This is a genomic window from Desulfosudis oleivorans Hxd3 (assembly GCF_000018405.1).
Classification (GTDB): Bacteria; Desulfobacterota; Desulfobacteria; order Desulfobacterales; family Desulfosudaceae; genus Desulfosudis; species Desulfosudis oleivorans.
In genome coordinates, this window is sequence record NC_009943.1 from 463,861 (window position 1) to 483,886 (window position 20,026).

The window sequence follows — 20,026 nt, forward strand, 5'->3', positions numbered from 1 at the left end:
ATAACGTCATTGCGAGAAGCGAAGCGACGAAGCAATCTCCCTCGCATATGGCCAAGATTGCTTCGCTTCGCTCGCAATGACACGTGGGGCAAGTGCTTCGGCTCTCAATGACGATGTAAAAGAAAACGCCTTTTGAAATAAAATCAGAATAAGATCACGATTACGGTCACGAGCACGAGCACGATGAGTAACAGAAAACAAGGTTTCTACGAAACCGTCAAAGCGTATCCAATAACCGGTAATACTCCCCTAGGGATTCCAGGGATTTCATGGTGATATCAAAGGCAAGCCAGCTGACCACAAGAATGATAATGGTCAGGCTGATTTTATAAACCCGGGAGGTCTCCGGCCGCCACCAGATCAAAGGCAACGCCAGGGGACCGACACAGAGAACGGCTATGGTGATAAAAGAGGTGCGAAAATACCAGGGCTGTTTTTTTTTCTCAAAAAAGGCCCGGGCCTCCGCATCCAGAAACTCGCCGCAGTGTTTGCACTTTACCGCCTCATCGGCAATCGCTTCGGCACAGAATGGACACTTTTTCATGGGTTCCCCCTTTTATCCGGTTATTTTCCCGCCTGGGACCACGCATACAGGGCAACGGCAATGGCGGTGGCCGCGTTCAGTGATTCCACGGCGCCGGTGACCGGAATCGACACCGCCCGGCTGCGCCACGCATCGGGCAGACCGGGCCCCTCGATGCCGGCCAGCAGGCCGAAGGCGGCGGGGAAGGAAAACCCGGTGATGGGAGCCCCCTCCATGGAGAGGGGCACAATGGGCAGGTCCTCGGGCAGGTCCTTTAACGACGGGCCTTCAAACAGGGGGGCGTGCAGCACGGCCCCGGCTGAGGCCCGAATGGTTTTGGGATGAAAGGGGTGGGCGCACTCGGACAAAAGCACGATTTTTGCCGCGCCAAAGGCAACGGCTGAACGAATGGCGGCCCCGGCGTTTTCCGGGTCCTGAAAAGGCAACAGCAGGGTGCAGCCCGGTGAAAATCCTTCGTCCGGCCGCCAGACCCCCATGGACGAGGGTTCAAACAGCAGCAGGGGGGCGCGGGTGCCGAAAACATCCAGGGCTTCAAACAGGGCCGGGGCCAGCTGCTCCCAGGCAAGATGGGACGGGGCGTTTTCCGGCGGCGGCGTCTGGTCCTGCCGGGTGATCCAGGCCCGGCACTGATCGGGAAAGGCGGCCAGGGCCTCGGTTACCGGCTTTACCCCGGCAACCAGGGCCAGGTTTTGTTTTTTTACGCCCCGGCCCCCCAGCAGTTTTTTTAACTCCTTGAACCGGGCATTGTTTTCGCTTTCAATCACATGCACCCTGTGTCTGTTCATGGCCGCCGCCTTTTGCTGGCGCCGGGAGGCGTCCAGGCGTTCAAATATCACCAGCCGCCGCCGGTGGGGAGTGTGGGCAATGGAGTAGGCTATATCATCCGTCAGCCGAAACCGGGCGCCAAACTTTGCCTGTGCATCGGCAATCTCGTCGTCGCAGGAAGGGCCTTTCATGAAAAAGATTTTGCCGCCCGAGGAAAGACAGCCATCAACCCGCTCCAGGGTGGCGGCCATGGCCTCCACGGCCCGGGTGATCACGCCGGCCACCGGCTCCTGAAAGTCCGGGGCAATGGCCCGGCCGATCACTGAAACACCGTAAAGGCCCAGTTCCTGAACAGCGGTGTTGAGAAACGCCACCCGCTTGCCCCGGCCTTCGGCCAGCAGCACGGTTAGCTCCGGAAAGGCTATTTTCAGCGGAATACCGGGCATGCCCGGGCCGGTGCCAAGGTCCAGCAGAGGGGAGGGCAGATCGACCAGTGTGCCGGGCAGGATGGAATCCACGTAGAGCTTTAGCACCATGTTTTCAAAATTGTGAATGCGGGTGAGGTTCAACTCAGGGTTGTGTTTGCGCAGCAAACAGTGGTATGACCATAGCTGCTTTAAGCCGGCATCGGAAAGCACGATGCCCGACCGCGCAAGCAGGCGGGCCATCTCCCGCTGCGTGTGCCGGCTTTCTCCTGCGGAGGTGCGCTGTTTTTTTACGGCTGCCATGGCTTTGACTTGAGAAAAGAGTGATGACCGCCCCAACACCCGACTTTTTCATACCCCAATGGCCGGTGCTGTATGAAGACAACCATCTTCTGGCCCTTTATAAACCAGCCGGCCTGCTTGTTCAAGGAGATAGCACCGGCGACCCCACCCTTCTGGAGCTGGGCCGGTGCTGGCTCAAAATACGGTACAACAAGCCGGGCAAGGTTTTTCTGGGAATGGTGCACCGCCTGGATCGGCCCGTGGCCGGGGTGGTGCTGTTCTGCCGCACCTCCAAGGCGGCGGGCCGGATCAGCGCTCAGTTCCGCGACGGTGTTACGGCCAAACAGTACGTGGCCGTGGTGGAAGGCGTCATTCCCGAGAACGAGGGCCGCCTGGCTAACCACATTTTTCGGCGCGGCCCCACCAGCCATATTATTGACGTTCCTACCCCGAAAAGCCGGGAGGCGCGCCTGGCCTTTCACGTGATTGACAGGACAGACAGCCGCACCCTGGTCAAGATCGACCTTGAAACCGGCCGCCATCACCAGATTCGGGTCCAGTTTGCCCACCTGGGCTTTCCCGTGGTGGGTGACCTGCGCTACGGCGCCCCGGCCCCGCTGCCCGGCCGCCAGATCGCCCTGCTGGCCCGGCGCCTGACAGTGACCCATCCCACCCTGGGCCATGCACTTACCTTTACCAGCTCATTTCCCTGGGGCTGGCCCTGGCCCGGCGACCACGCCAACAGTGACGCCCCGCCCTGGAACTGGTCGGAGATACAGGAGACCGTCATGCCCCTTCTGCCGCCGGAGGCGCCATGTTAAACATCGCCCCGGCCGGCGCGGCTTCCGATCTTGACGGTAAAACTCCGGGCGGCGTTTATCTGTGCCAGGTCGGCCCAGCTATCTCCTGCGGGGCCTGCTGTGGCCTTTACAATATTCAGCATCTTTCCCGCGAAAACCTGACCCACCTGCTGAAAGGCCGGACACAAAGGTTTGCGCGGGTGCCCCGCACCATTGAGGCCATTGACCGGTTCGGGGAAGAGACCCTTGGCGCCGAAGGTCGCCACCGGCCCATGAAAAACTTTCACCACTGCCCGTTTCTCGGCCTGATCGGTCCGCAACAGACCACGGTGGGGTGCCTGCTCCATCCCCGGGCTGACGGCAACAAGGGGATTGACTGGCGGGGCCTGAGCTATTACGGGGCCTATGCCTGCGCCACCTATTTCTGCCCGACCTGCCGTGAACTTGCCCCCCGGTACAAGCGTATGGTCCGGCAGGCCGTAGACAACTGGTACGACTACGGCCTGATGATCACGGAAACCGGCATGCTGAAAACTTTTTTTGAGCAGGTGGAAAAGCGGCTGGAGCGGACCGTGGACGCAACAGACCTTGAAGGACGGCCCGCCGCAATGGCGGTTGTCCAAAGGTTTCTGGCCATCAAGCACACATGGCCGTTTGCCGACCCGGAAACGTTCCGGCCGGCCAACTTTTTTTTCAATCAAAAAGAGTATGCGCCGCCGGCCATTGACTTTAAAGCCCCGGGCGCGGAAACATCCAGGTGGGCGCCGGTGCTTACCGCCCTCTGGTCGAACCTGGCCGATTGGCAGGCCCTTTGCGCGGCCGAGTCTTTTTTGGACCGGATGGCCGGCGATCTGTCGGCCGCACTGGCGGCACCTCCTTTGCCGCCTCGGTAAGCACCCTTTTCTGTGCCTCTTTTTTTGCCGGGTCTTTTTCCACGAACACGGGATTGCCGTTCTGATCCTTTTCCGTGTGGTACATGGCGGTGGCCGGGGTGGAAGGGGCCGGGGTAAATATCTGGACCTGCTCCGGTGTAAAGGCCAGGGTTTTTTTGACGATGGCGCCCAGGCGGCGCATGTCGGCCAGGGTGCATCCGGGAAAGGCCGCGATAAAATAGCAGGTGAAAAATACCCGCTTGCTCAGCCGTTTTTTGGTGGTGTTGAACTCCCGCACGAACCGGGTCCACACATCGGCGCCGGGTTTGCCCATCAGCCGCAGCACATGGGGTTCCGAGTGCTCCGGCGCGATCTTCATCTGGCCCGATATGTGACGGGTCAGCAGGGCCTCCAGGTACCGCTGCCCGCCGCCGGCGTCATGCAGCACCAGGTCGTGACGAATACCGGACTGCACAAACACATGCCGCACACCGGCCAGCTTGCCGATCTTTTCTAAAAGCCGCCGTTGCCGATGGTGGTCCACCACAAGGTTGTCGCAGATCTCCGGCCAGAGACACTGGCGGCCGGCACACACCCCGCCGGTTTTTTTGCGGCCGCACCCGGCGCCGTACATGTTGGCCGTGGCCCCGCCCACGTTATAAATGGTGCCCTTAAAATCCGGATGGTCCCTCATCTGGCGGGCCTCCCGCAGAATGGAGGCCTCGCTTCGGCTCATGATAATCGGGCCTTCATGAACCGTAATGGCGCAGAAGCTGCACTCGCCAAAGCACCCGCGATGGGTGACAATGGAAAACTGTGTGGTTTCAATCGCCCGCACTTCGCCTGCCGCCTTGTCCGTCGGGTGCACGGATCGTTGATACGCAAGCCCGTACACATGGTCCAGCTCCTCGGTGGAAAGGGGCTGAGGGGGCGGGTTGATCACCAGGTAGCGGGTGTCCTGAAGCTGGCACAGCCGTTTGCCCCGGGGCGTGCGGCTCTGTTTGTAAAACTCGGCATACATTGTGGCAAACAGCTCTTTATCCTGGGCCACCGCCTCATGGGCGGGCAGTTCCACGCAGGTGTCCGGTTTTTCGCGGGACATGTAGCAGAGGCCCCGAATGTCGGCTGTGGGCAGGTTGTTTTTCAACGCGTGGGCCAGCTTCACCACGGTGCGTTCGCCCATGCCGAAGACCAGAAAATCGGCCTTGGCGTCGCACAGCACGGACCGGCGTACCGAATCGCTCCAGCAGTCATAATGGGAGATGCGCCGCAGGCTGGCCTCGATGCCGCCCAGCACAATGGGCCGGGTCTGCTTGAAGTGGCGGCGGATCAGGTTGGCGTAGGCGATCACGGCCCGGTCCGGCCGCCGGTTGTTGACCCCGCCCGGGGTCAGGTCGTCGCTTTTCCGTTTTTTCCCCGTGGCCGTGTAATTGGAGACCATGGAATCCACGCACCCGCCGGTCACCCCCCAGAACAGGGCCGGCTCGCCCAGCCGGGCGATATCGTCTCCAGAGAGGTCGGGCTGGGCAATCACCCCCACCCGATAGCCGGCATCGGACAGCACCCGGCCGATCACGGCCACGCCCACCGACGGGGCGTCAATATAGGCGTCCCCGGTGACCAGGATAACGTCTACCGCCTCCCATCCCAGGGCATGAACCTCTTCCGGTGTTGCCGGTAAAAACATGATGACTCCTGAAGGGATTGTTTATTTCAATGTCAACGCAAAAAGAGTTTTCATTGTTGAAGATCATTGCGAGCCAAAGGCGAAGCAATCCTGGACGCGACTTACGTCATTGCGAGCCGAAGGCGAAGCAATCTTGAACATACAGGTGCGCTTAAGATTGCTTCGTCGCGTTGCTCCTCGCAATGACGGAGGGGTATCGCTTCGTGCAATGACGGGGTTTACACGAAACTGCGATATCCACTGACATCAGCATCCGATAATCCACTATATCCGGATTTGCAGCCAAAAGCCATTTCTAAAACTTTTGGCCATCAGCCGAATTTTTTTGTGAAAATGAAAATATGGCTTGACTTTGATTACATTGTGATACATTTTGTATACAAATGTATCACACCCAAAGGAGGCCGATATGCCCGAAGACAAGAAAAAAGAGAAGGTACTTCACGCGCGCATCAGCCAGGACCTGGAAGAGCAGATTCGAAAAGAGGCCGGGTCCCTGGGGGTCTCGGTATCCAACCTGGTGCGCAACATTCTTTCCAACACCTTTGACCTGGTGGAAAACATCGTCACAGACAGCGCCGACATCTCCCGGTCCGCGCGCAGGCGGTCAGCGTCGCCGGTCGACGGAACCAGACCCTCCGGCCCGGTTGCGCCCGATCCGGTTTCAGAATCGGGCCGCGTGGTGGCATGGCAGGAAGCCATTATGAACCTCAACGCGGTCTGCTCGCAATGCAACACCATCCTGGAAAAGGGAAGCCGCGCCGCCATTGCGGTTGTCGAAGGCACCGGTCCGCGTCCCGCCCTTTGTTTAACCTGCCTCAAGGAGATCACCCATGAAGACCAGAACCGTTCGGATAATAATGAATAACCGCAAAGGCCTGCCCCCTTCATCCCCGGCATACCGGGATACGCTTTTCTCCCGAACGGGCCGGGTGGTCAACCGCTCCTGCGCGCTGGTATTCAACATTCTGGGAAACACGGAAAAACTCGTGGGTGATATCCTTCGCGATTCGTTTGCCGTTGCCGGTGAAGCCGAGGCCGTGTATGCCAGGGCATGGGACCGCGCCGCCTCGGTGAACGCGGCCATTCGATCGGCCCCGCGCTTTACCCGCCTTTTCAGCGATCTTGTCCGCATCGTGGCAAGCTATCGTATCCATTCTGTAAAATCCCGGTTTTTATCCGATGCCGAGGCAGCGCAGGCCCTTGAAGCGCTGCATCAGAAAAACGCCCGACGGATTTATGACCTTTGCGTGGAGATGCGCGGCGGCCTGATCAAGATCGGCCAGTTTGCCTCCACCTACACAAACGCCCTGCCCCCTGCCTACATCGAATACCTTGGCCGTCTTCAGGACCGGGTGCCGCCTGTCCCCTATAAAGCCATTGCCCGGCGGATCGAGTCTGAATTCGGCCGGCCGGCGGAACAGGTGTTTGCCCGGGTCGACCCTGAACCCATCGCGGCGGCCTCCCTGGCCCAGGTCCACCCGGCCGAACTGCACGACGGCACCCGTGTGGTGATCAAAGTGCAGATGCCTGATATTGAGAACACGGCGGAAATCGATCTGACCGCCTTTACCATTGCCGCGGACCTCACCAACGACCTGTTTCCGGCCCTGGGCCTTTCTGAAATCAGCCGGGCCCTGGCAGACTCGGTGAAAAAGGAGCTTGACTACCGCCAGGAGCTGGCCAACATTCTCAGGTTCAACAGGCAGACCGTGGATGATCCGCGCGTGGTCGCCCCCAAAGTCTACCCCGGGCTTTCCACCCAGCGCATTCTGACCATGGAAAAACTGGAAGGCGAGCACCTGATTCCTTTTCTGGAAGCCGCCGCTCCTGACCGAAGAAATCGGCTGCTGGCCCTGATCGCCGAAAGTTTTTGCAGCCAGATCGTGACCCACGGTTTTTTTCATGCCGACCCCCATCCGGGTAACATGTTCGTGCTGCCCGGTGACCGGCTGGGCCTTATAGACTTCGGCTGCGTGGAGCATTTTTCAGCCGGGACCTACGCCCTGTATATGGAAATGATCTCCGCCATTCTGTCCCGGGACGCGGAGAGCATGGCCCGACTGTTTGAAAGCATGGGGTTTTCCGCCGGCGCCGGGGCAGGGGCGCCCCTGCGGGAAATGGCAACGGACTTTATCGAGCTTCTGATGCTCGACCCGGACCAGAGCCTGGCCGACGTGGACACAACGCAAAAACTCACCAGGGGGCTGGAGCTGATCAAAAAATATCCCGGCATTCGGGTGCCCCGCCATTTTGTCCTTCTGGGCCGGGTCCTGCTGACTCTGGGCGGCATCATGATGCGCTACAACCCGGATATCAATGTTTTCATGCTCATGGTGGATCAGATGGGCAAAAACAAATTGTAACTGTTTATGAGTGCATCGGCGGTTGCCACGGGCCGATCACCACCCTGCCCGTCATTACCCGGCTTGACCGGGTAATCCAGAATAAGATTGATCCAAAAACCTTACAACGCGTTTGCAGCGGGTAACAACACCGGGACAAAGGGCGCTGGCCGGATGAATTGACAGATGTGCATAAATAATGCATATTAAGGCATCATAATTATAAGGGGTGAAGCCATGAGAACAACACTGAATATCGAAGACGGCCTGATCGATAAGGCGTCTAAAATGACCGGTATAAAAGAAAAAACCGCTCTTGTAAAACTGGGGCTGGAGGCCCTGATTGCCAGGGAAAGCGGCAAACGGCTTGCACGGCTTGGCGGCACCCAGAAGCAGCTGGAAGCGGTTCCCAGAAGAAAAGGGGCGTAACAGAACATGGTGCTTGTGGACACATCGGTCTGGGTTGCCCATTTCAGGGATGGATCTCCCGGGCTTGCCGCCCTGCTCAATGACGGAAGGGTGATGTGCCACCCGCTGATTGTGGGCGAGCTGGCCTGCGGCAATCTCAAGGACCGGGCCGTCATCCTGACCCACCTGCAATTGCTGCCGATGAGCACCGAGGCCGAGCATCATGAGGTGCTGGCGTTTATTGAGAACCACCACCTGATGGGAAAAGGGCTGGGGTATGTGGATATGCATCTTCTGGCATCCGCCGCGCTGACCGGCGTGCCCCTCTGGACCTTTGACAAAAAACTGGCACAGGCATCCGATATCCTTGGCATAAAATTCACTTCCCCGAAAAACCCGTCATGAAAACCAGCGGTGCCATCAGCCGGAACTGTCCGGGAATATCCTGACTTTTACACTTCTGCAAAGCGTTTTGCCAGCAACCACGAGCCCCGGCCCGGAAAAAAAGCTTGTCTTTTGCAACCGCATCCTTTATAAACCAGACACCATTTACCGGCACCTGTCGCCGGTTTTTTATCAACGTAACAGGAGGCTATCTAGATGAACGGCTCGGATGGAACTCACAGTCGGCAGGCCATTGCCCGCCCGTCGACGTTGCCCGATCCCGACGACCCTGGATCGCAGCGATTCGGCCTTGCGGCCATTCGCGTGACCGGTCGGCGCCCCATTCGCGCCTAGCCCCCCGGTTCACCGACGGCCGCGACTGCCCTTTGCCGCGGCCATAATGGAGGTGAACCATGACAGTCAAAAATCCCCTTGTTGTCCCCGAACTGCGTGAACTGATCGCGGCCGGGGACGCGCAAGCACTTCAAGCCTTTTGCAAGACCGGCCATCCCGCTGTTGTGGCCGAAATGATCTCGGCCCTGCCGGGCACGGAAGCCTGGGAGGTGCTGCGCCACGCCGATTTTCCCCTGCGCTCCGACATCTTCAGCCACATGGACGAGGATCTCCAGATCGAGATTATCGGTTCCCTGCGGCGCATGGAGGTGGCCCGCCTGCTGGCCGACATGCCCCCGGATGACCGGGCCGACCTGTTCAAGGAACTGCCCGACGAGATGCAGGAGTCGGTGCTGCCGGCCCTGGCCCAGGCCGAGCGGGAGGACATCCGCCGCTTGACCGCCTATGAAGAGGGCACGGCCGGCGCGGTCATGACATCAGACTACGTGACCCTGCCCCCCCATCTCACCGCCTCCCAGGCCATCGACCATCTGCGCAAGGTGGCGCCGGACAAGGAGACCATCTATTACGGGTACGTGGTGGATGAGAAAAGAAAGCTCCAGGGCTTTGTCTCCTTAAAAGACCTGATCGTGGCCCGGCGGGAATCCAAAGTGGGCGACATCATGCACCCTGAGGTGATTTTTGCCCGGGTGGAGGAGGACCAGGAGGACGCGGCCCGCAAAATTCAGAAATACGACCTTTTGGCCCTGCCCGTGATCAACGGCGGCGACACCCTGGTGGGCATCATCACCCACGACGACGCCCTTGACATCATCACCCAGGAACAGACCGAGGACATGGAAAAGCTCATGGCCATCGCCGGCAGCCATGAGGCCGGGGTATACATGAAAACTTCGGCCTGGGCCCACCTGAAAAACCGGTCCCCCTGGATCGTGATGCTGGCCTGCCTGAGCATGGTATCGGGTTTTATCGTTCAGAGCCATGAGGGCATGCTGCTTCAGTTTGCCATTCTGGCCTCCTTCATGCCCATGCTGGCCGATACCGGCGGCAACACCGGGAGCCAGGCCGCGGCCCTTATCATTCGGGCCCTGGCGTTAAAAGAGATCTCGACCAGAGATATTCTCCGGGTCCTGGCCAAGGAGTTCCAGGTGGGATTGGGGCTCTCCCTGATGCTGGCGCTTGTGGCCTTTGGCCGTGTGATGTTTTTCGGCGAAGCCTCCACCATGCCGGAGAGCTACTCCCTGGTCTCCATTGCCGTTGCTATTTCCGCAGCCCTGGGCCTTCAGGTGGTTTCCGCCACCTTGATCGGTGTATTTCTGCCCATGTTCGCGGCCCTGCTGAAAAAAGACCCGGCCGTGGTGGCCAGCCCGGCGTTGACCACCATGGTGGACATCACCGGCCTGTTGATCTATTTCACCACCATCAAACTGATGCTGGGTATATGATATAAGACGGCTTCGTAAAAAGCCCAATTTCTGCGTTGCGCTGCACCCCTCGTCACTGCGGCGTACGACAAGTACGCCTCATTCCTCGGGATTTGCGACGCCTTGAACTTGAACTTTTTACTTTGCCGTCTTGTTCCTGACTTTTTACGATGGCATCATATATAAGGAACCTCGAAAAATTAAATTTCCCGCAAAGACGCGAAGGACGCAAAGAAAAGCAAGAACACTGTGTGTAAGGCAGAAAACATAAACCTTTGCGCCTTTGCGAGATAAAAAAACAAACCGTAAAATAAACCATAATTTGAAAAGACAGTGCCGGGCGGGCGTTTAATGCCGCCCGGCCCACTCCATCATGTTCAATCACGTCCCGCGCCTGCTCAGGCTGGCTTTCCCCCTGATTCTTTCATCCTCGGCCGTCATGACCATGCAGATCATTGATACGATCGTGCTGTCGTGGCACTCGGCCGAGGCCGTGGCGGCCATGGGACCTTCCAGCCTGGCCGTGATCCTGTTCCAGGGTTTTTTATACGGCATCGCCGCCTATGCCGGCACCTTTGTGGCCCACAGCCACGGACGCGGGGACAGCATGGGCGTTAAAAAATCCACGTGGATGGGCATTCATGCCGCCCTGTTTTCCGGCCTGGCGGCACTGATCGCTGCCTGGCCCCTGGCCCGGCTGTTTCTGCTGATGGGCCACGATCCACTGGTGGCCCGGTATGAGATGACCTATTTCTGGATCTGCATGGCCGGATCTTTTTTCCCGGTGGCCGGCGGCGCACTGGCCGGCTGGCTCTCCGGCATCGGCCGCACCCTTGCCATCACCTGGGTCATGCTTTTTGCGTTTACCATCAATGCCGTGCTGACCTGGGCCCTGGTGCTGGGCAGGTGTGGCCTGCCTCAAATGGGTATTGCCGGCGCGGCCATCGGCACCGTGACCGCGGAAATGATCTCCGCCAGCCTGTTCACGATCCTGTTTGCAAGGGCCGGCGGGTTCGGCGAGGCAGCGGCCCGCCGGTTTGAATGGCCCGCCTTCCGCCATTTTCTCTTGCTGGCCGTGCCCGTGGGGTTAAGGATCAGCGGCGAACTGGTGGCCTGGACCCTGTTTCTGGTGATCATCGGCCGGCTGGGCGTGGCAGAGCTGGCCGCCTCCAGCATCGCCTTCCGCATCAACGGCCTGGCCTTTTTCCCGGCCATCGGCCTGGCCCAGGCCGCGGGCATCCTGGTGGGTCAGGCCCGGGGCGCCGGGAAAGACCATGATGTACCGGCCATTGCCTGGCAGTCCCTGGCCGTGGGTGAGGCGTGGATGCTGGCCATGGCCCTGCTGTTTGCCCTGGCCCCGGCCCCGCTGATGTCGGTTTTTGCCGGCTTCGGGCCGGAAAGCGCCCAAATCGTGGCCGCCGGCATCCTGATTTTAAAATTCGTGGCCCTTTACTGCATTCTGGACGCGGCCAACATCATCATCGGGTGGGTGCTGGCCGCCGCCGGGGACACCCGGTGGCTGGCCTGGGCCTACTGCGCCTCTTCCGGCGTGTTTCTCGCGCTGCTCTGGCTGGTGGACCGGACCATGCCCGGCCTGGTCACGGAATGGACCCTGGCCACGATTTTTATCGGCACCACGGCCGTGATCTGGATGGTGCGGTTTCAGTCCGGGGCCTGGCAAAAGGCCCGGGTGCTGCGGGAGACTGTTGTACCGACGGTTTAAAGTGCGCCGCCCACAAGGAACGCAGGAACCATTTGACATGTTGCAATAAACCGCTTATAAGCATCAACCCATGAGTACCGGTTTTGACATTCTACGATTCTGCCCCACGGTTTTGCGCCTGTCTGCGTTCGCAGGGGCCACGGAACCGGTGCGAACAGAGACACCCCCCTGCCTGACGCCGCCCTGATGCTTTCGCGTTCCGGGAAAACCCCCGTCTGCCAGACTGTTTTTTTTTGCACAACGCATTGACTTGGCCGGAGCGACGGGCATCATGCCCGCCGGCCCGATAACTTTTGAGACTGTTTAAAAAATGAAAACTGAAAATAAAATTTCTCAGCGGCAGATCAACCGGCGCCGCACCTTCGGCATTATCAGCCATCCCGACGCCGGCAAAACCACCCTGACCGAAAAGCTGCTGCTGTTCGGCGGCGCCATTCAGATGGCCGGCGCGGTCAAGGCCCGCAAGGCCGGCCGCCACGCCACCAGCGACTGGATGGCCATTGAGCAGGAGCGCGGCATCTCAGTGACCAGCTCGGTGATGAAGTTCGACTACCGCGACTACGAGATCAACCTGCTGGACACTCCCGGCCACCAGGACTTTTCCGAAGACACCTACCGGGTGCTCACCGCCGTGGACAGCGCGGTGATGGTGATCGACAGCGTCAAGGGCGTGGAGACCCAGACCCGCAAGCTGATGGAGGTGTGCCGGATGCGCAACACCCCCATTCTCACCTTTGTCAACAAGCTGGACCGGGAGGGCCTGTCGCCCATCGATATTCTGGGCGATATCGAAGACAAACTCCAGATCGAGTGCGCGCCCCTCTCCTGGCCCATCGGCATGGGCAAACGGTTCAAGGGAACCTACAACCTTCATCGCGGCGAGCTGGTCCTGTTTACCCCCGGCCAGGAGCGCCTGACCGGCGATACGGTGACCATTCAAAATCTGGACGATCCCCTGCTGGACCAGGTCCTGGGCAGCCAGGCCGACCAGTTGCGCGAAGACGTGGCCCTGCTGGAAGGCGCGGCCACCCCCTTTGACCTGGACTATTTTTTAAAAGGGGGCCAGACCCCGGTCTTTTTCGGCAGCGCCATCAACAACTTCGGTGTGCGCGAGCTTCTGGACACCTTTGTGGAGATCGCCCCCGGCCCCCAGCCCCGGGCCGCCGTTACCCGCACCGTGACACCGGATGAGCCGGCCTTTTCCGGGTTTGTGTTTAAAATTCAGGCCAACATGGACCCGGCCCACCGGGACCGGATCGCCTTTCTGCGGGTCTGCTCGGGCCGGTTTGTGCGGGGCATGCGGGTGCGCCACCACCGCATCGGCAAGGAGATTCAGATCGCCAACCCCATCATCTTCATGGCCCAGGACCGGGCCTTTGTGGAAGAGGCATGGCCGGGCGACATCATCGGCATTCACAACCACGGCACCATTCGCATCGGCGACACCTTTTCGGAAAAAGAGCCCCTGGCCTTTACCGGGGTCCCCAATTTCGCGCCCGAGCTTTTTCGCCGGGTGATATTGCGGTCGCCCTTAAAGGCAAAACAGCTTCAGAAAGGTATTGATCAGCTGGTGGAGGAGGGGGCCATTCAGGTGTTCCGGCCCCTGGCGAACAACGCCATCATTCTGGGGGCCGTGGGCGTCTTGCAGTTCGAGGTGACCATGGCCCGGCTCAAGGCCGAATACGGGGTGGATGCCGTTTACGAGCCGGTGGATTACAGCGTGGCCCGCTGGGTCCACTGCGATGACCGCAAGCTGCTGTCGCTGTTTGAAAAGGACCGCCAGGCCAACCTGGCCCGCGACGCCGAGGGCAACCTCACCTACCTGGCCCAGAACGAATGGCAGTTCAACTACATGGCGGAAAAGTGGCCGGACATCGGGTTTTCAAAAACCCGGGAGTGCCAGTAGCCCGGCGGCCAACCCGGCCGAAAAACAAAACAGATCCCGAAGGCAGGCCCGGTCAGCCACTTGCGCCCCCTGGCAGTCAGTCCGCTTTGTCAGGCAACGCCTGACCTTTTGGTGACAAAGGCAAAAGGCAGGTCCCTGCCTGGTCAATTCGTACCCGGTAGTTCCGTGCCGCGACTCATGATCTCGATATAGCCGGCATAGCTGAACAACCGGTTACGCTTCTGGGCGGTCAGCTCTTTGACGATGCCGAGCTTTTCCAGGTGGCCGAGCGCCTTGTTAACCGTGGCCGGGGTGAGACCGGTTTTTTCCACCAGTGAGCCCGAAGTGGCGATGGGATGCTCCATCAGCCCCCGATGAACCTGCAGGGTCGAGGCCGCCGCCCGGCCGAGGTCCCTGATTTTGCCGCGGTCCTGGCGTGACAGGTCGAGAAGCTGCTGGGCGGTTTCCACCGCCTGGGTAGCGGTAACGACCACTGCTTCGGCAAAAAAGTCGAGCCATGCTTCCCAGTCGCCGGTCAGGCGCACGTTGTTGAGCAGCTCGTAGTAATACTGCCTGTGTGTTTTGAAGTAGAGGCTGAGGTAGAGCATCGGCTCCCGCAGCACCTTCTGTTCACACAACAGCAGCGTGATCAGCAGACGCCCCAGACGGCCGTTACCATCAAGGAACGGGTGGATCGTCTCGAACTGCACATGGGCCAGCGCCGCCTTGAGCAATACCGGGGTCGGCTCCGGCTGGTCGTGCAGGAAGAGCTCCAGCTTGCTCATGCACTCCAGCACCTCTTCGGCCGGAGGCGGAACAAAGGCCGCGTTGCCCGGCCGGGTGCCGCCGATCCAGTTCTGGCTGCGGCGGAACTCACCCGGGGCCTGCATACTGCCCCGCCCCTTGGTCAGCAGCACGCCATGGATCTCGCGGAGCAGCCGCAGCGACAGCGGCAGCCCTTCCTCCAGCAGGCGCAGCCCATGTTCGAGGGCCGCGACATAGTTGCTGACCTCCCGCACGTCATCCAGCGGCACGCCGGGCGCCTGATCCAGTTCGAACAGCAGCAGGTCGGACAGGGACGACTGGGTCCCCTCGATCATGGAGGAGAGCACCGCTTCCTTGCGGACGTACATGTAGAGGAACAGCGAGGTGTCCGGCAGCAGGGTCGAGACGCTGTCCAGCCGTCCGAGCGCCAGCAGTGCCTTGTCGAACTTGCTGCGCAACTCCAGCGTCCAGTTGATGGGCGGACGCGGGGGCAGCGGTGAAGGCACAAAGGCCTTGGCCGTCTCCCCTACCGTCGATATGGTCACGTATCTGCCTTGGAGTTCTCGCTTCATCCTGCCTGCCTTAAACCTAAAATAAGCGCTGCCGTTATTTTACCTTTAAGTGCTATCCTAAAATAAACAGACAAAAACAGAAAAGCAACGTTTTTCGGATTTTTCTTATCGGGCCGGTAAGACAGGGGATTTTGGGATATCGAGCACCGGTAGGGGCGACCCGCCGGTCGCCCCTACCGGCAGCCTTCACTTTCCGCGTTGCTGTAAGTTACCCTTTGCCATGCTGCGTCATTCGTTTGCGCCCCTTGTCGGTCAGCCGGTATTTCTGCTTGCTGCTGCGCGGCTTGTCGGGAATGGTCATCTCAATCAGGCCGGATTCCAGAGCGGGGAGCAGATAGGCCTTGCGGAAATGTTCATCATCTTTCAGTCCAAGCGACTCTTTGAGCTGTTGCCGGGTCATCTCTCCGGCAAGAACTGAGAGCAGTCGAACTTCCGGGGTAGCTTCCGGGGTCACTTCCGGGGTCGAAGTGGTCACCGTATCCAGGATCATCCGCAGCATGAAGGATATAAAGGGCGAAGAATCGGCCTTTCGGGTACTCTCCTGTAATGCCTCATAATATTCAACCTGATGTTCAAAGACCATGCTTTCTACCGGGATATGGGCAAACAGGGGATTCCAGCGCGAAAGAATCAGGCTCTGCCACAGCCGCCCCACCCGGCCGTTGCCGTCGGCAAAGGGATGGATGAATTCAAACTCGTAGTGAAAGATCGAGCTGGCAATAAGCGGGTGGGTATCGGTGACAGCCAGCCAGGAAAACAGATCGCCCATCAATCGCGGCACCCGCTTCGCCGCAGGCGCCATGTGGATCACCTGCTGGCCCTCCATCACCCCCACGCCGCCGTGCCGATACAGCCCCGCCTCGTCGATCAGGCCGGACATGAGAATCCGGTGTGCTTCCAGCAGATCTTTTTCCGCCTCGGGCTTCCAGGTATCGAACCGATCGTAGGCGGCCAGGGCGTTTTTCACCTCCCGCACCTCACGGGGCGGCGCGATCACCCGCTTGCCCTCCAGAATCGCGGTGATCTGGGCCTCGCTTAATGTATTGCCCTCGATGGCCAGGGATCCCCGAATGGTGCGAATGCGGTTGACTCTCCGCAGCCGCAGGGCCTTGGCCTGATCGGTGATTACAGATAGTCGCCCGATGGCTTCGCTGATCTCGGCGACCCGGTTTACAATCTCCGGGGTGATGGTGCAGGGCGGTTGATAATTGGTTTTCATGCCATCCATGCCTCCACGCCATATTCGGTTATCTGTTCCCGGATTTCGTTGGGGCGACCCGCCGGTCGCCCATTACATCCGTGTCCATAACCACCTTGAAAAATGTCGAAACCTTCATGAAATGTTCGGGTTAGGATCGACTATATCATCTGCCATGGCGCATGCAAAATAAAAACAGGACCTGGCAGCCAACGGAATTGACCCTGCCGGCACAGCATGCTAACTTTTGCACACTGTCCTCAGGGAGGGTTTTACGTGAACGTCCATAACGGCACACGCAAAGTTTCGTGGCCATGTGACGGAAGCCCATCAACAGCGAATCCAGCCTTTTAAAAGCATGGGAGTTTTTCAAATGAACGCCATCGTGACGGACAAAACAGACAAACCCTGGGAAAAATTGCATGAACTGATCACCGGCGCGGGCACGGAGGAAATTCTGGCCTTTTTTGATTTCCTGGGGGCCGCGGAAACCGCCCGCACCATCTCCCGCATCCATCCCGAAGACCAGGTCCGCCTGTTTTCAATACTGACACCGGCGGATGCGGCGGATATCATCGAAGAAATTTCCGACACCCAGGCGGCGGACCTGATTGAAGATTTACCCCCGGAAATGGCGGCCGCCATTCTTGAAGAACTGGACAGCGACCATGTGGTGGATGTGCTGGGGGAAATCAGCGATCATCGGGCAGAGGCCATTTTGGATGAAATGGATATTGAAGGCGCCCGGGAGGCCCGGCAGTTTTTGGAATATCCCCCCGACTCCGCCGGCGGCCTGATGGTCTCCGAGTTTCTGGCATATCCCGAGGGGTTGCGGGTGAGCGACATATTAAAAGATCTTCAAAAAAACCGGGAAACCTATACAGGCTACAATGTCCAGTACCTCTATGTAACAGAAAAGGATAACAGGCTGGCCGGTGTGCTGCGGATGCATGATCTGCTCTTTCCGTCCAAAGACGCCTATCTCCGGGATCTGATGATCAAAAATCCACTAAAGGTGTCCGTGGATACACCCCTTGAAAAACTGCGCCATTTTTTTGAAGAGCACCGGCTGTTTGGAGTGCCGGTGGTGGACGGTGACGGCAGGATGCAGGGGGTGGTGCTGCCGGAAGCTGTGGAAGAGGCGTCCCGGAAGCGTTCTGTGCGCCAGTTTTTGGGATTCAGCGGTATTGTCGGCGGCGAAGAATTCCGGTCCATGCCGCTGCTGGTCCGGTCCGGCCGCCGTCTGTCCTGGTTGAGCCTCAACATTGTACTGAATGTTATTGCTGCCAGTGTGATTGCCATGTATCAGGACACCCTGTCCGCGGCCATTGCGCTGGCCGTATTCCTGCCCATGGTCAGTGACATGAGCGGCTGCTCCGGTAATCAGGCCGTGGCCGTATCCATGCGGGAGCTGAGCCTGGGACTGATTCGGCCCAATGAGCTGATACGGGTACTTTTAAAGGAAGCGGGATTGGGGTTGATCAACGGCGCGGCCCTGGGACTGCTTCTGGGTATACTGGCATTCATGTGGAAGGGGAATTTTTATCTCGGGCTCGTGGTAGGAAGTGCGCTGGCAGCCAACACCGTTGTGGCGGTGATGTTGGGCGGTATTCTTCCCCTGCTTTTAAAACGGATGAAAATGGACCCGGCCCTGGTGTCTTCTCCCCTGCTCACTACGGTGACCGATATGTGCGGATTCTTCTTTGTGCTCAGCTTCGCCACCGCCGTCATGGCAAAACTCAGCGGGGTATAGAAGAGGCGACCGGCTGGCCGCCGTTTTGTTGGTGTCCGGATATGGGGCGACCCGCGTCGAAAAATTTTATGAAATATTCGGGCCGGCAGCCAACGGAGTTGACCTTGCAGACACAGCATGCTAATTTTTCTTCACTATCCTGAGGAGGGTGTTACATGAACGTCTATGTTGGCATTGGCAAAACTTGCGTGGCTGTAAAACGCGGTTTGACCAGAGCGGCCATCAAACACCGCATTCAGGTTTATCATGGTCAACACGCCAAAAGAAAAAACAGGGCATTGTTGATGACGTACAGTTCGGGCGGAAATATTTAAACGTCTGGTGGGACCGGGCCTGTAAAAACCTGGGGGTTGAAGACGTTAATCTTTACGGCGGCACCGGCCAGACCACAAACAAGGTCTTTGACCGGTATTTCCAGCCCCAGAAACAAGAGCATGTCAAGGTAGTGACAGCTATTCAGAAACTGAAAGAAGATGCCAGGAGCAGATCGTAAATTTCAAGCAGAATGTGAATAATACGTCTTAGAAGCACAAAAAATAGAACCAATATAATCTATGATCGGTCAAGAGAGGAGGAAGAAATGAAGAAAGTGCTTATTGCTTTTATCATTTGCATTGCCGCCACGGCATTCGCCTTGGAGGACACCCCGTCGAATCGGCAGAAAGAAGCCGCCCGCTATCTGAAAACAACTCCACCTGCGGATATGATGAAGGACATGGCACAGAAGGTGTCCATGAATCTGCCTCCAGAGAATCGTGAAGAGTTCAAAGCACTGCTCACAAAACACTTGGATCTGGAGGCCTTCACCAAGATCATGAAGGATTCCATGGAAAAGCATTTCACAGCCGACGAACTCAAAGCCCTTGCCGATTTCTACGGATCGCCGGTTGGAAAATCGGCGATGAATAAGTTCGGAGACTACATGGGTGATATTATGCCCGCTATTCAAGCTGAACTACTCAAGGCACATGCGGAGGCAATCAAGGAGAACGCCGAAGCCAACCGCCAAAAACAGAATGCGGAAGAATGACCGAACCAGTCGCTGAACCGGACTTGGGAAAAAGCTGCGCTTTTTCCCAGGCCGGTTAGCTCAACGTTGGAGCACGGATGAAGAAGATGCGGAATATATTGAGCAATGCTCTCATCCTTGTGGCTTTCGCTCTGCTTGTCGCTGGACTGATCCTGTCGTTCCTGGGCAAGTCCACGAATCTCGCCACATACGGTGCCGCCTTCCTGTGCTTCATCTTCTCTCAGCTTCATCGGTTTGAGTCGTTCGAAGGGCTTGGTCTTAAGGCCAAGGTGAGGGACATCGAGGAGACGGTAGACACGCTAATATCGTCCTCGGCGTCGGACACCGAGGAGAAAATCGACACTCCCGTCTCAATCGAAGACCTGACGAAGGAGCTGAATCTCTCTCACAGTAGTGAAGCAGCTTTGGACACAATCCTGAGGCGACTTCAGGACTCAAAGTTCTCCTTCAGATCAATCAGCGGCCTTGCCAAGGACACGCGAATGACTCGCCACACCGTAGAGTCGGTCCTCGCCAGGCTCTACGACTTGGGATACCTGCACAAGGCACATTCGAAATCAAAGGGCTTGCTCTGGTCTCTATCCGAAAAGGGCAAGGCCGTCCGCCTACTGAAATACGAGGAGTGATTGCTCCAACAAGGCCATTGAGGCGCCGCTTGACAGCCCGCTCAATGGCCGACGTTACATTCCGCTACACATTTCGGTAGGCAGGGGGAGCCAAAGAATAGAATTTCATGGGGAGGCGTGCCGAGCCGTAGCTTGCGCGTCGGCTTTTGATTTTGCCCGACTTCGCCCTTCGGCTACGTCGCGG

General features: G+C 58.5%; 17 protein-coding genes. 12 read left to right on the plus strand and 5 right to left on the minus strand.

Annotation, left to right across the window (positions count from 1 at the left end; all coding sequences use genetic code 11):
* Positions 1 to 217: 217 nt before the first annotated feature.
* The gene (locus DOLE_RS02030; protein ID WP_012173832.1) at positions 218 to 544 is read right to left on the minus strand and encodes a zinc ribbon domain-containing protein; all 327 of its coding nucleotides are present in this window, start codon (positions 542 to 544) and stop codon (positions 218 to 220) included.
* 20 nt (positions 545 to 564) lie between these two features.
* On the minus strand, positions 565 to 2,037 hold the full coding sequence (rsmG, locus tag DOLE_RS02035; protein ID WP_012173833.1) for a 16S rRNA (guanine(527)-N(7))-methyltransferase RsmG: 1,473 nt from the start codon (positions 2,035 to 2,037) through the stop codon (positions 565 to 567).
* Between the two features lie 23 nt (positions 2,038 to 2,060).
* On the opposite strand from rsmG, the gene DOLE_RS02040 reads away from it, so the two are divergent.
* A complete protein-coding gene (locus DOLE_RS02040; RefSeq protein WP_012173834.1) occupies positions 2,061 to 2,837 on the plus strand; it encodes an RluA family pseudouridine synthase in 777 nt (258 codons plus the stop codon).
* Positions 2,838 to 3,587: 750 nt separating this feature from the next.
* On the opposite strand, the gene DOLE_RS02045 is transcribed toward DOLE_RS02040, so the two are convergent.
* Entirely contained in the window at positions 3,588 to 5,375 is a 1,788-nt protein-coding gene (locus DOLE_RS02045; RefSeq protein WP_012173836.1) for a YgiQ family radical SAM protein, read from the minus strand.
* 409 nt (positions 5,376 to 5,784) lie between these two features.
* Between DOLE_RS02045 and DOLE_RS02050 the strand changes: the two genes are divergently transcribed.
* The 7 genes from DOLE_RS02050 (at position 5,785) to DOLE_RS02080 (ending at position 13,919) form a co-directional block, all read left to right on the plus strand.
* Complete coding sequence (locus DOLE_RS02050) at positions 5,785 to 6,243, plus strand: hypothetical protein (RefSeq protein ID WP_012173837.1); 459 nt, start codon at positions 5,785 to 5,787, stop codon at positions 6,241 to 6,243.
* The gene (locus tag DOLE_RS16945; RefSeq protein WP_083766500.1) at positions 6,209 to 7,741 is read left to right on the plus strand and encodes an ABC1 kinase family protein; all 1,533 of its coding nucleotides are present in this window, start codon (positions 6,209 to 6,211) and stop codon (positions 7,739 to 7,741) included. Before DOLE_RS02050 ends, DOLE_RS16945 begins: the two co-directional genes overlap by 35 nt.
* Before the next feature lie 216 nt (positions 7,742 to 7,957).
* The gene (locus tag DOLE_RS02060; RefSeq protein WP_012173839.1) at positions 7,958 to 8,149 is read left to right on the plus strand and encodes a type II toxin-antitoxin system VapB family antitoxin; all 192 of its coding nucleotides are present in this window, start codon (positions 7,958 to 7,960) and stop codon (positions 8,147 to 8,149) included.
* Positions 8,150 to 8,155: 6 nt separating this feature from the next.
* Positions 8,156 to 8,533: a type II toxin-antitoxin system VapC family toxin gene (locus DOLE_RS02065; RefSeq protein ID WP_012173840.1), complete on the plus strand. Its 378-nt coding sequence runs from the start codon at positions 8,156 to 8,158 to the stop codon at positions 8,531 to 8,533.
* A gap of 392 nt (positions 8,534 to 8,925) precedes the next feature.
* Positions 8,926 to 10,311: a magnesium transporter gene (gene mgtE / locus DOLE_RS02070; protein ID WP_012173841.1), complete on the plus strand. Its 1,386-nt coding sequence runs from the start codon at positions 8,926 to 8,928 to the stop codon at positions 10,309 to 10,311.
* 352 nt (positions 10,312 to 10,663) lie between these two features.
* Complete coding sequence (locus DOLE_RS02075; protein WP_012173842.1) at positions 10,664 to 12,013, plus strand: MATE family efflux transporter; 1,350 nt, start codon at positions 10,664 to 10,666, stop codon at positions 12,011 to 12,013.
* A 310-nt stretch (positions 12,014 to 12,323) separates the two neighbouring features.
* A complete protein-coding gene (locus tag DOLE_RS02080; protein ID WP_012173843.1) occupies positions 12,324 to 13,919 on the plus strand; it encodes a peptide chain release factor 3 in 1,596 nt (531 codons plus the stop codon).
* Positions 13,920 to 14,062: 143 nt separating this feature from the next.
* Here the strand turns inward: DOLE_RS02080 and DOLE_RS02085 are convergent, their stop codons facing one another.
* Positions 14,063 to 15,235, minus strand: coding sequence for a Fic family protein (locus DOLE_RS02085; RefSeq protein WP_012173844.1), 1,173 nt, complete (start codon positions 15,233 to 15,235; stop codon positions 14,063 to 14,065).
* Between the two features lie 208 nt (positions 15,236 to 15,443).
* Complete coding sequence (locus tag DOLE_RS02090) at positions 15,444 to 16,454, minus strand: Fic family protein (protein WP_012173845.1); 1,011 nt, start codon at positions 16,452 to 16,454, stop codon at positions 15,444 to 15,446.
* A gap of 352 nt (positions 16,455 to 16,806) precedes the next feature.
* Between DOLE_RS02090 and mgtE (DOLE_RS02095) the strand changes: the two genes are divergently transcribed.
* The 4 genes from mgtE (DOLE_RS02095) (at position 16,807) to DOLE_RS02110 (ending at position 19,842) form a co-directional block, all read left to right on the plus strand.
* Positions 16,807 to 18,186 carry a magnesium transporter gene (gene mgtE, locus DOLE_RS02095; RefSeq protein WP_012173846.1) on the plus strand — a complete coding sequence of 460 codons (1,380 nt, stop codon included), beginning with the start codon at positions 16,807 to 16,809 and terminating at the stop codon, positions 18,184 to 18,186.
* Between the two features lie 155 nt (positions 18,187 to 18,341).
* Positions 18,342 to 18,500, plus strand: coding sequence for a hypothetical protein (locus tag DOLE_RS18120; RefSeq protein ID WP_153304334.1), 159 nt, complete (start codon positions 18,342 to 18,344; stop codon positions 18,498 to 18,500).
* Positions 18,501 to 18,766: 266 nt separating this feature from the next.
* Positions 18,767 to 19,216, plus strand: coding sequence for a DUF2059 domain-containing protein (locus tag DOLE_RS02105; RefSeq protein ID WP_012173848.1), 450 nt, complete (start codon positions 18,767 to 18,769; stop codon positions 19,214 to 19,216).
* A gap of 77 nt (positions 19,217 to 19,293) precedes the next feature.
* Positions 19,294 to 19,842, plus strand: a complete 549-nt coding sequence (locus tag DOLE_RS02110) for a hypothetical protein (RefSeq protein ID WP_012173849.1) — start codon at positions 19,294 to 19,296, stop codon at positions 19,840 to 19,842.
* Positions 19,843 to 20,026: the final 184 nt, after the last annotated feature.

Bases quoted from the DNA above. Each gene is read 5' to 3' on its own strand.
- DOLE_RS02075 (WP_012173842.1), top strand. From the start codon at position 10,664: ATGTTCAATCACGTCCCGCGCCTGCTCAGGCTGGCTTTCCCCCTGATT.
- DOLE_RS02040 (WP_012173834.1), top strand. From the start codon at position 2,061: ATGACCGCCCCAACACCCGACTTTTTCATACCCCAATGGCCGGTGCTG.
- DOLE_RS02105 (WP_012173848.1), top strand. From the start codon at position 18,767: ATGAAGAAAGTGCTTATTGCTTTTATCATTTGCATTGCCGCCACGGCA.
- DOLE_RS16945 (WP_083766500.1), top strand. From the start codon at position 6,209: ATGAAGACCAGAACCGTTCGGATAATAATGAATAACCGCAAAGGCCTG.
- mgtE (WP_012173846.1), top strand. From the start codon at position 16,807: ATGAACGCCATCGTGACGGACAAAACAGACAAACCCTGGGAAAAATTG.
- DOLE_RS02060 (WP_012173839.1), top strand. From the start codon at position 7,958: ATGAGAACAACACTGAATATCGAAGACGGCCTGATCGATAAGGCGTCT.
- rsmG (WP_012173833.1), bottom strand. From the start codon at position 2,037: ATGGCAGCCGTAAAAAAACAGCGCACCTCCGCAGGAGAAAGCCGGCAC.
- DOLE_RS02050 (WP_012173837.1), top strand. From the start codon at position 5,785: ATGCCCGAAGACAAGAAAAAAGAGAAGGTACTTCACGCGCGCATCAGC.
- DOLE_RS02045 (WP_012173836.1), bottom strand. From the start codon at position 5,375: ATGTTTTTACCGGCAACACCGGAAGAGGTTCATGCCCTGGGATGGGAG.
- DOLE_RS02080 (WP_012173843.1), top strand. From the start codon at position 12,324: ATGAAAACTGAAAATAAAATTTCTCAGCGGCAGATCAACCGGCGCCGC.
- DOLE_RS02065 (WP_012173840.1), top strand. From the start codon at position 8,156: ATGGTGCTTGTGGACACATCGGTCTGGGTTGCCCATTTCAGGGATGGA.
- DOLE_RS02110 (WP_012173849.1), top strand. From the start codon at position 19,294: ATGAAGAAGATGCGGAATATATTGAGCAATGCTCTCATCCTTGTGGCT.
- DOLE_RS02090 (WP_012173845.1), bottom strand. From the start codon at position 16,454: ATGAAAACCAATTATCAACCGCCCTGCACCATCACCCCGGAGATTGTA.
- DOLE_RS18120 (WP_153304334.1), top strand. From the start codon at position 18,342: ATGAACGTCTATGTTGGCATTGGCAAAACTTGCGTGGCTGTAAAACGC.
- DOLE_RS02030 (WP_012173832.1), bottom strand. From the start codon at position 544: ATGAAAAAGTGTCCATTCTGTGCCGAAGCGATTGCCGATGAGGCGGTA.
- mgtE (WP_012173841.1), top strand. From the start codon at position 8,926: ATGACAGTCAAAAATCCCCTTGTTGTCCCCGAACTGCGTGAACTGATC.
- DOLE_RS02085 (WP_012173844.1), bottom strand. From the start codon at position 15,235: ATGAAGCGAGAACTCCAAGGCAGATACGTGACCATATCGACGGTAGGG.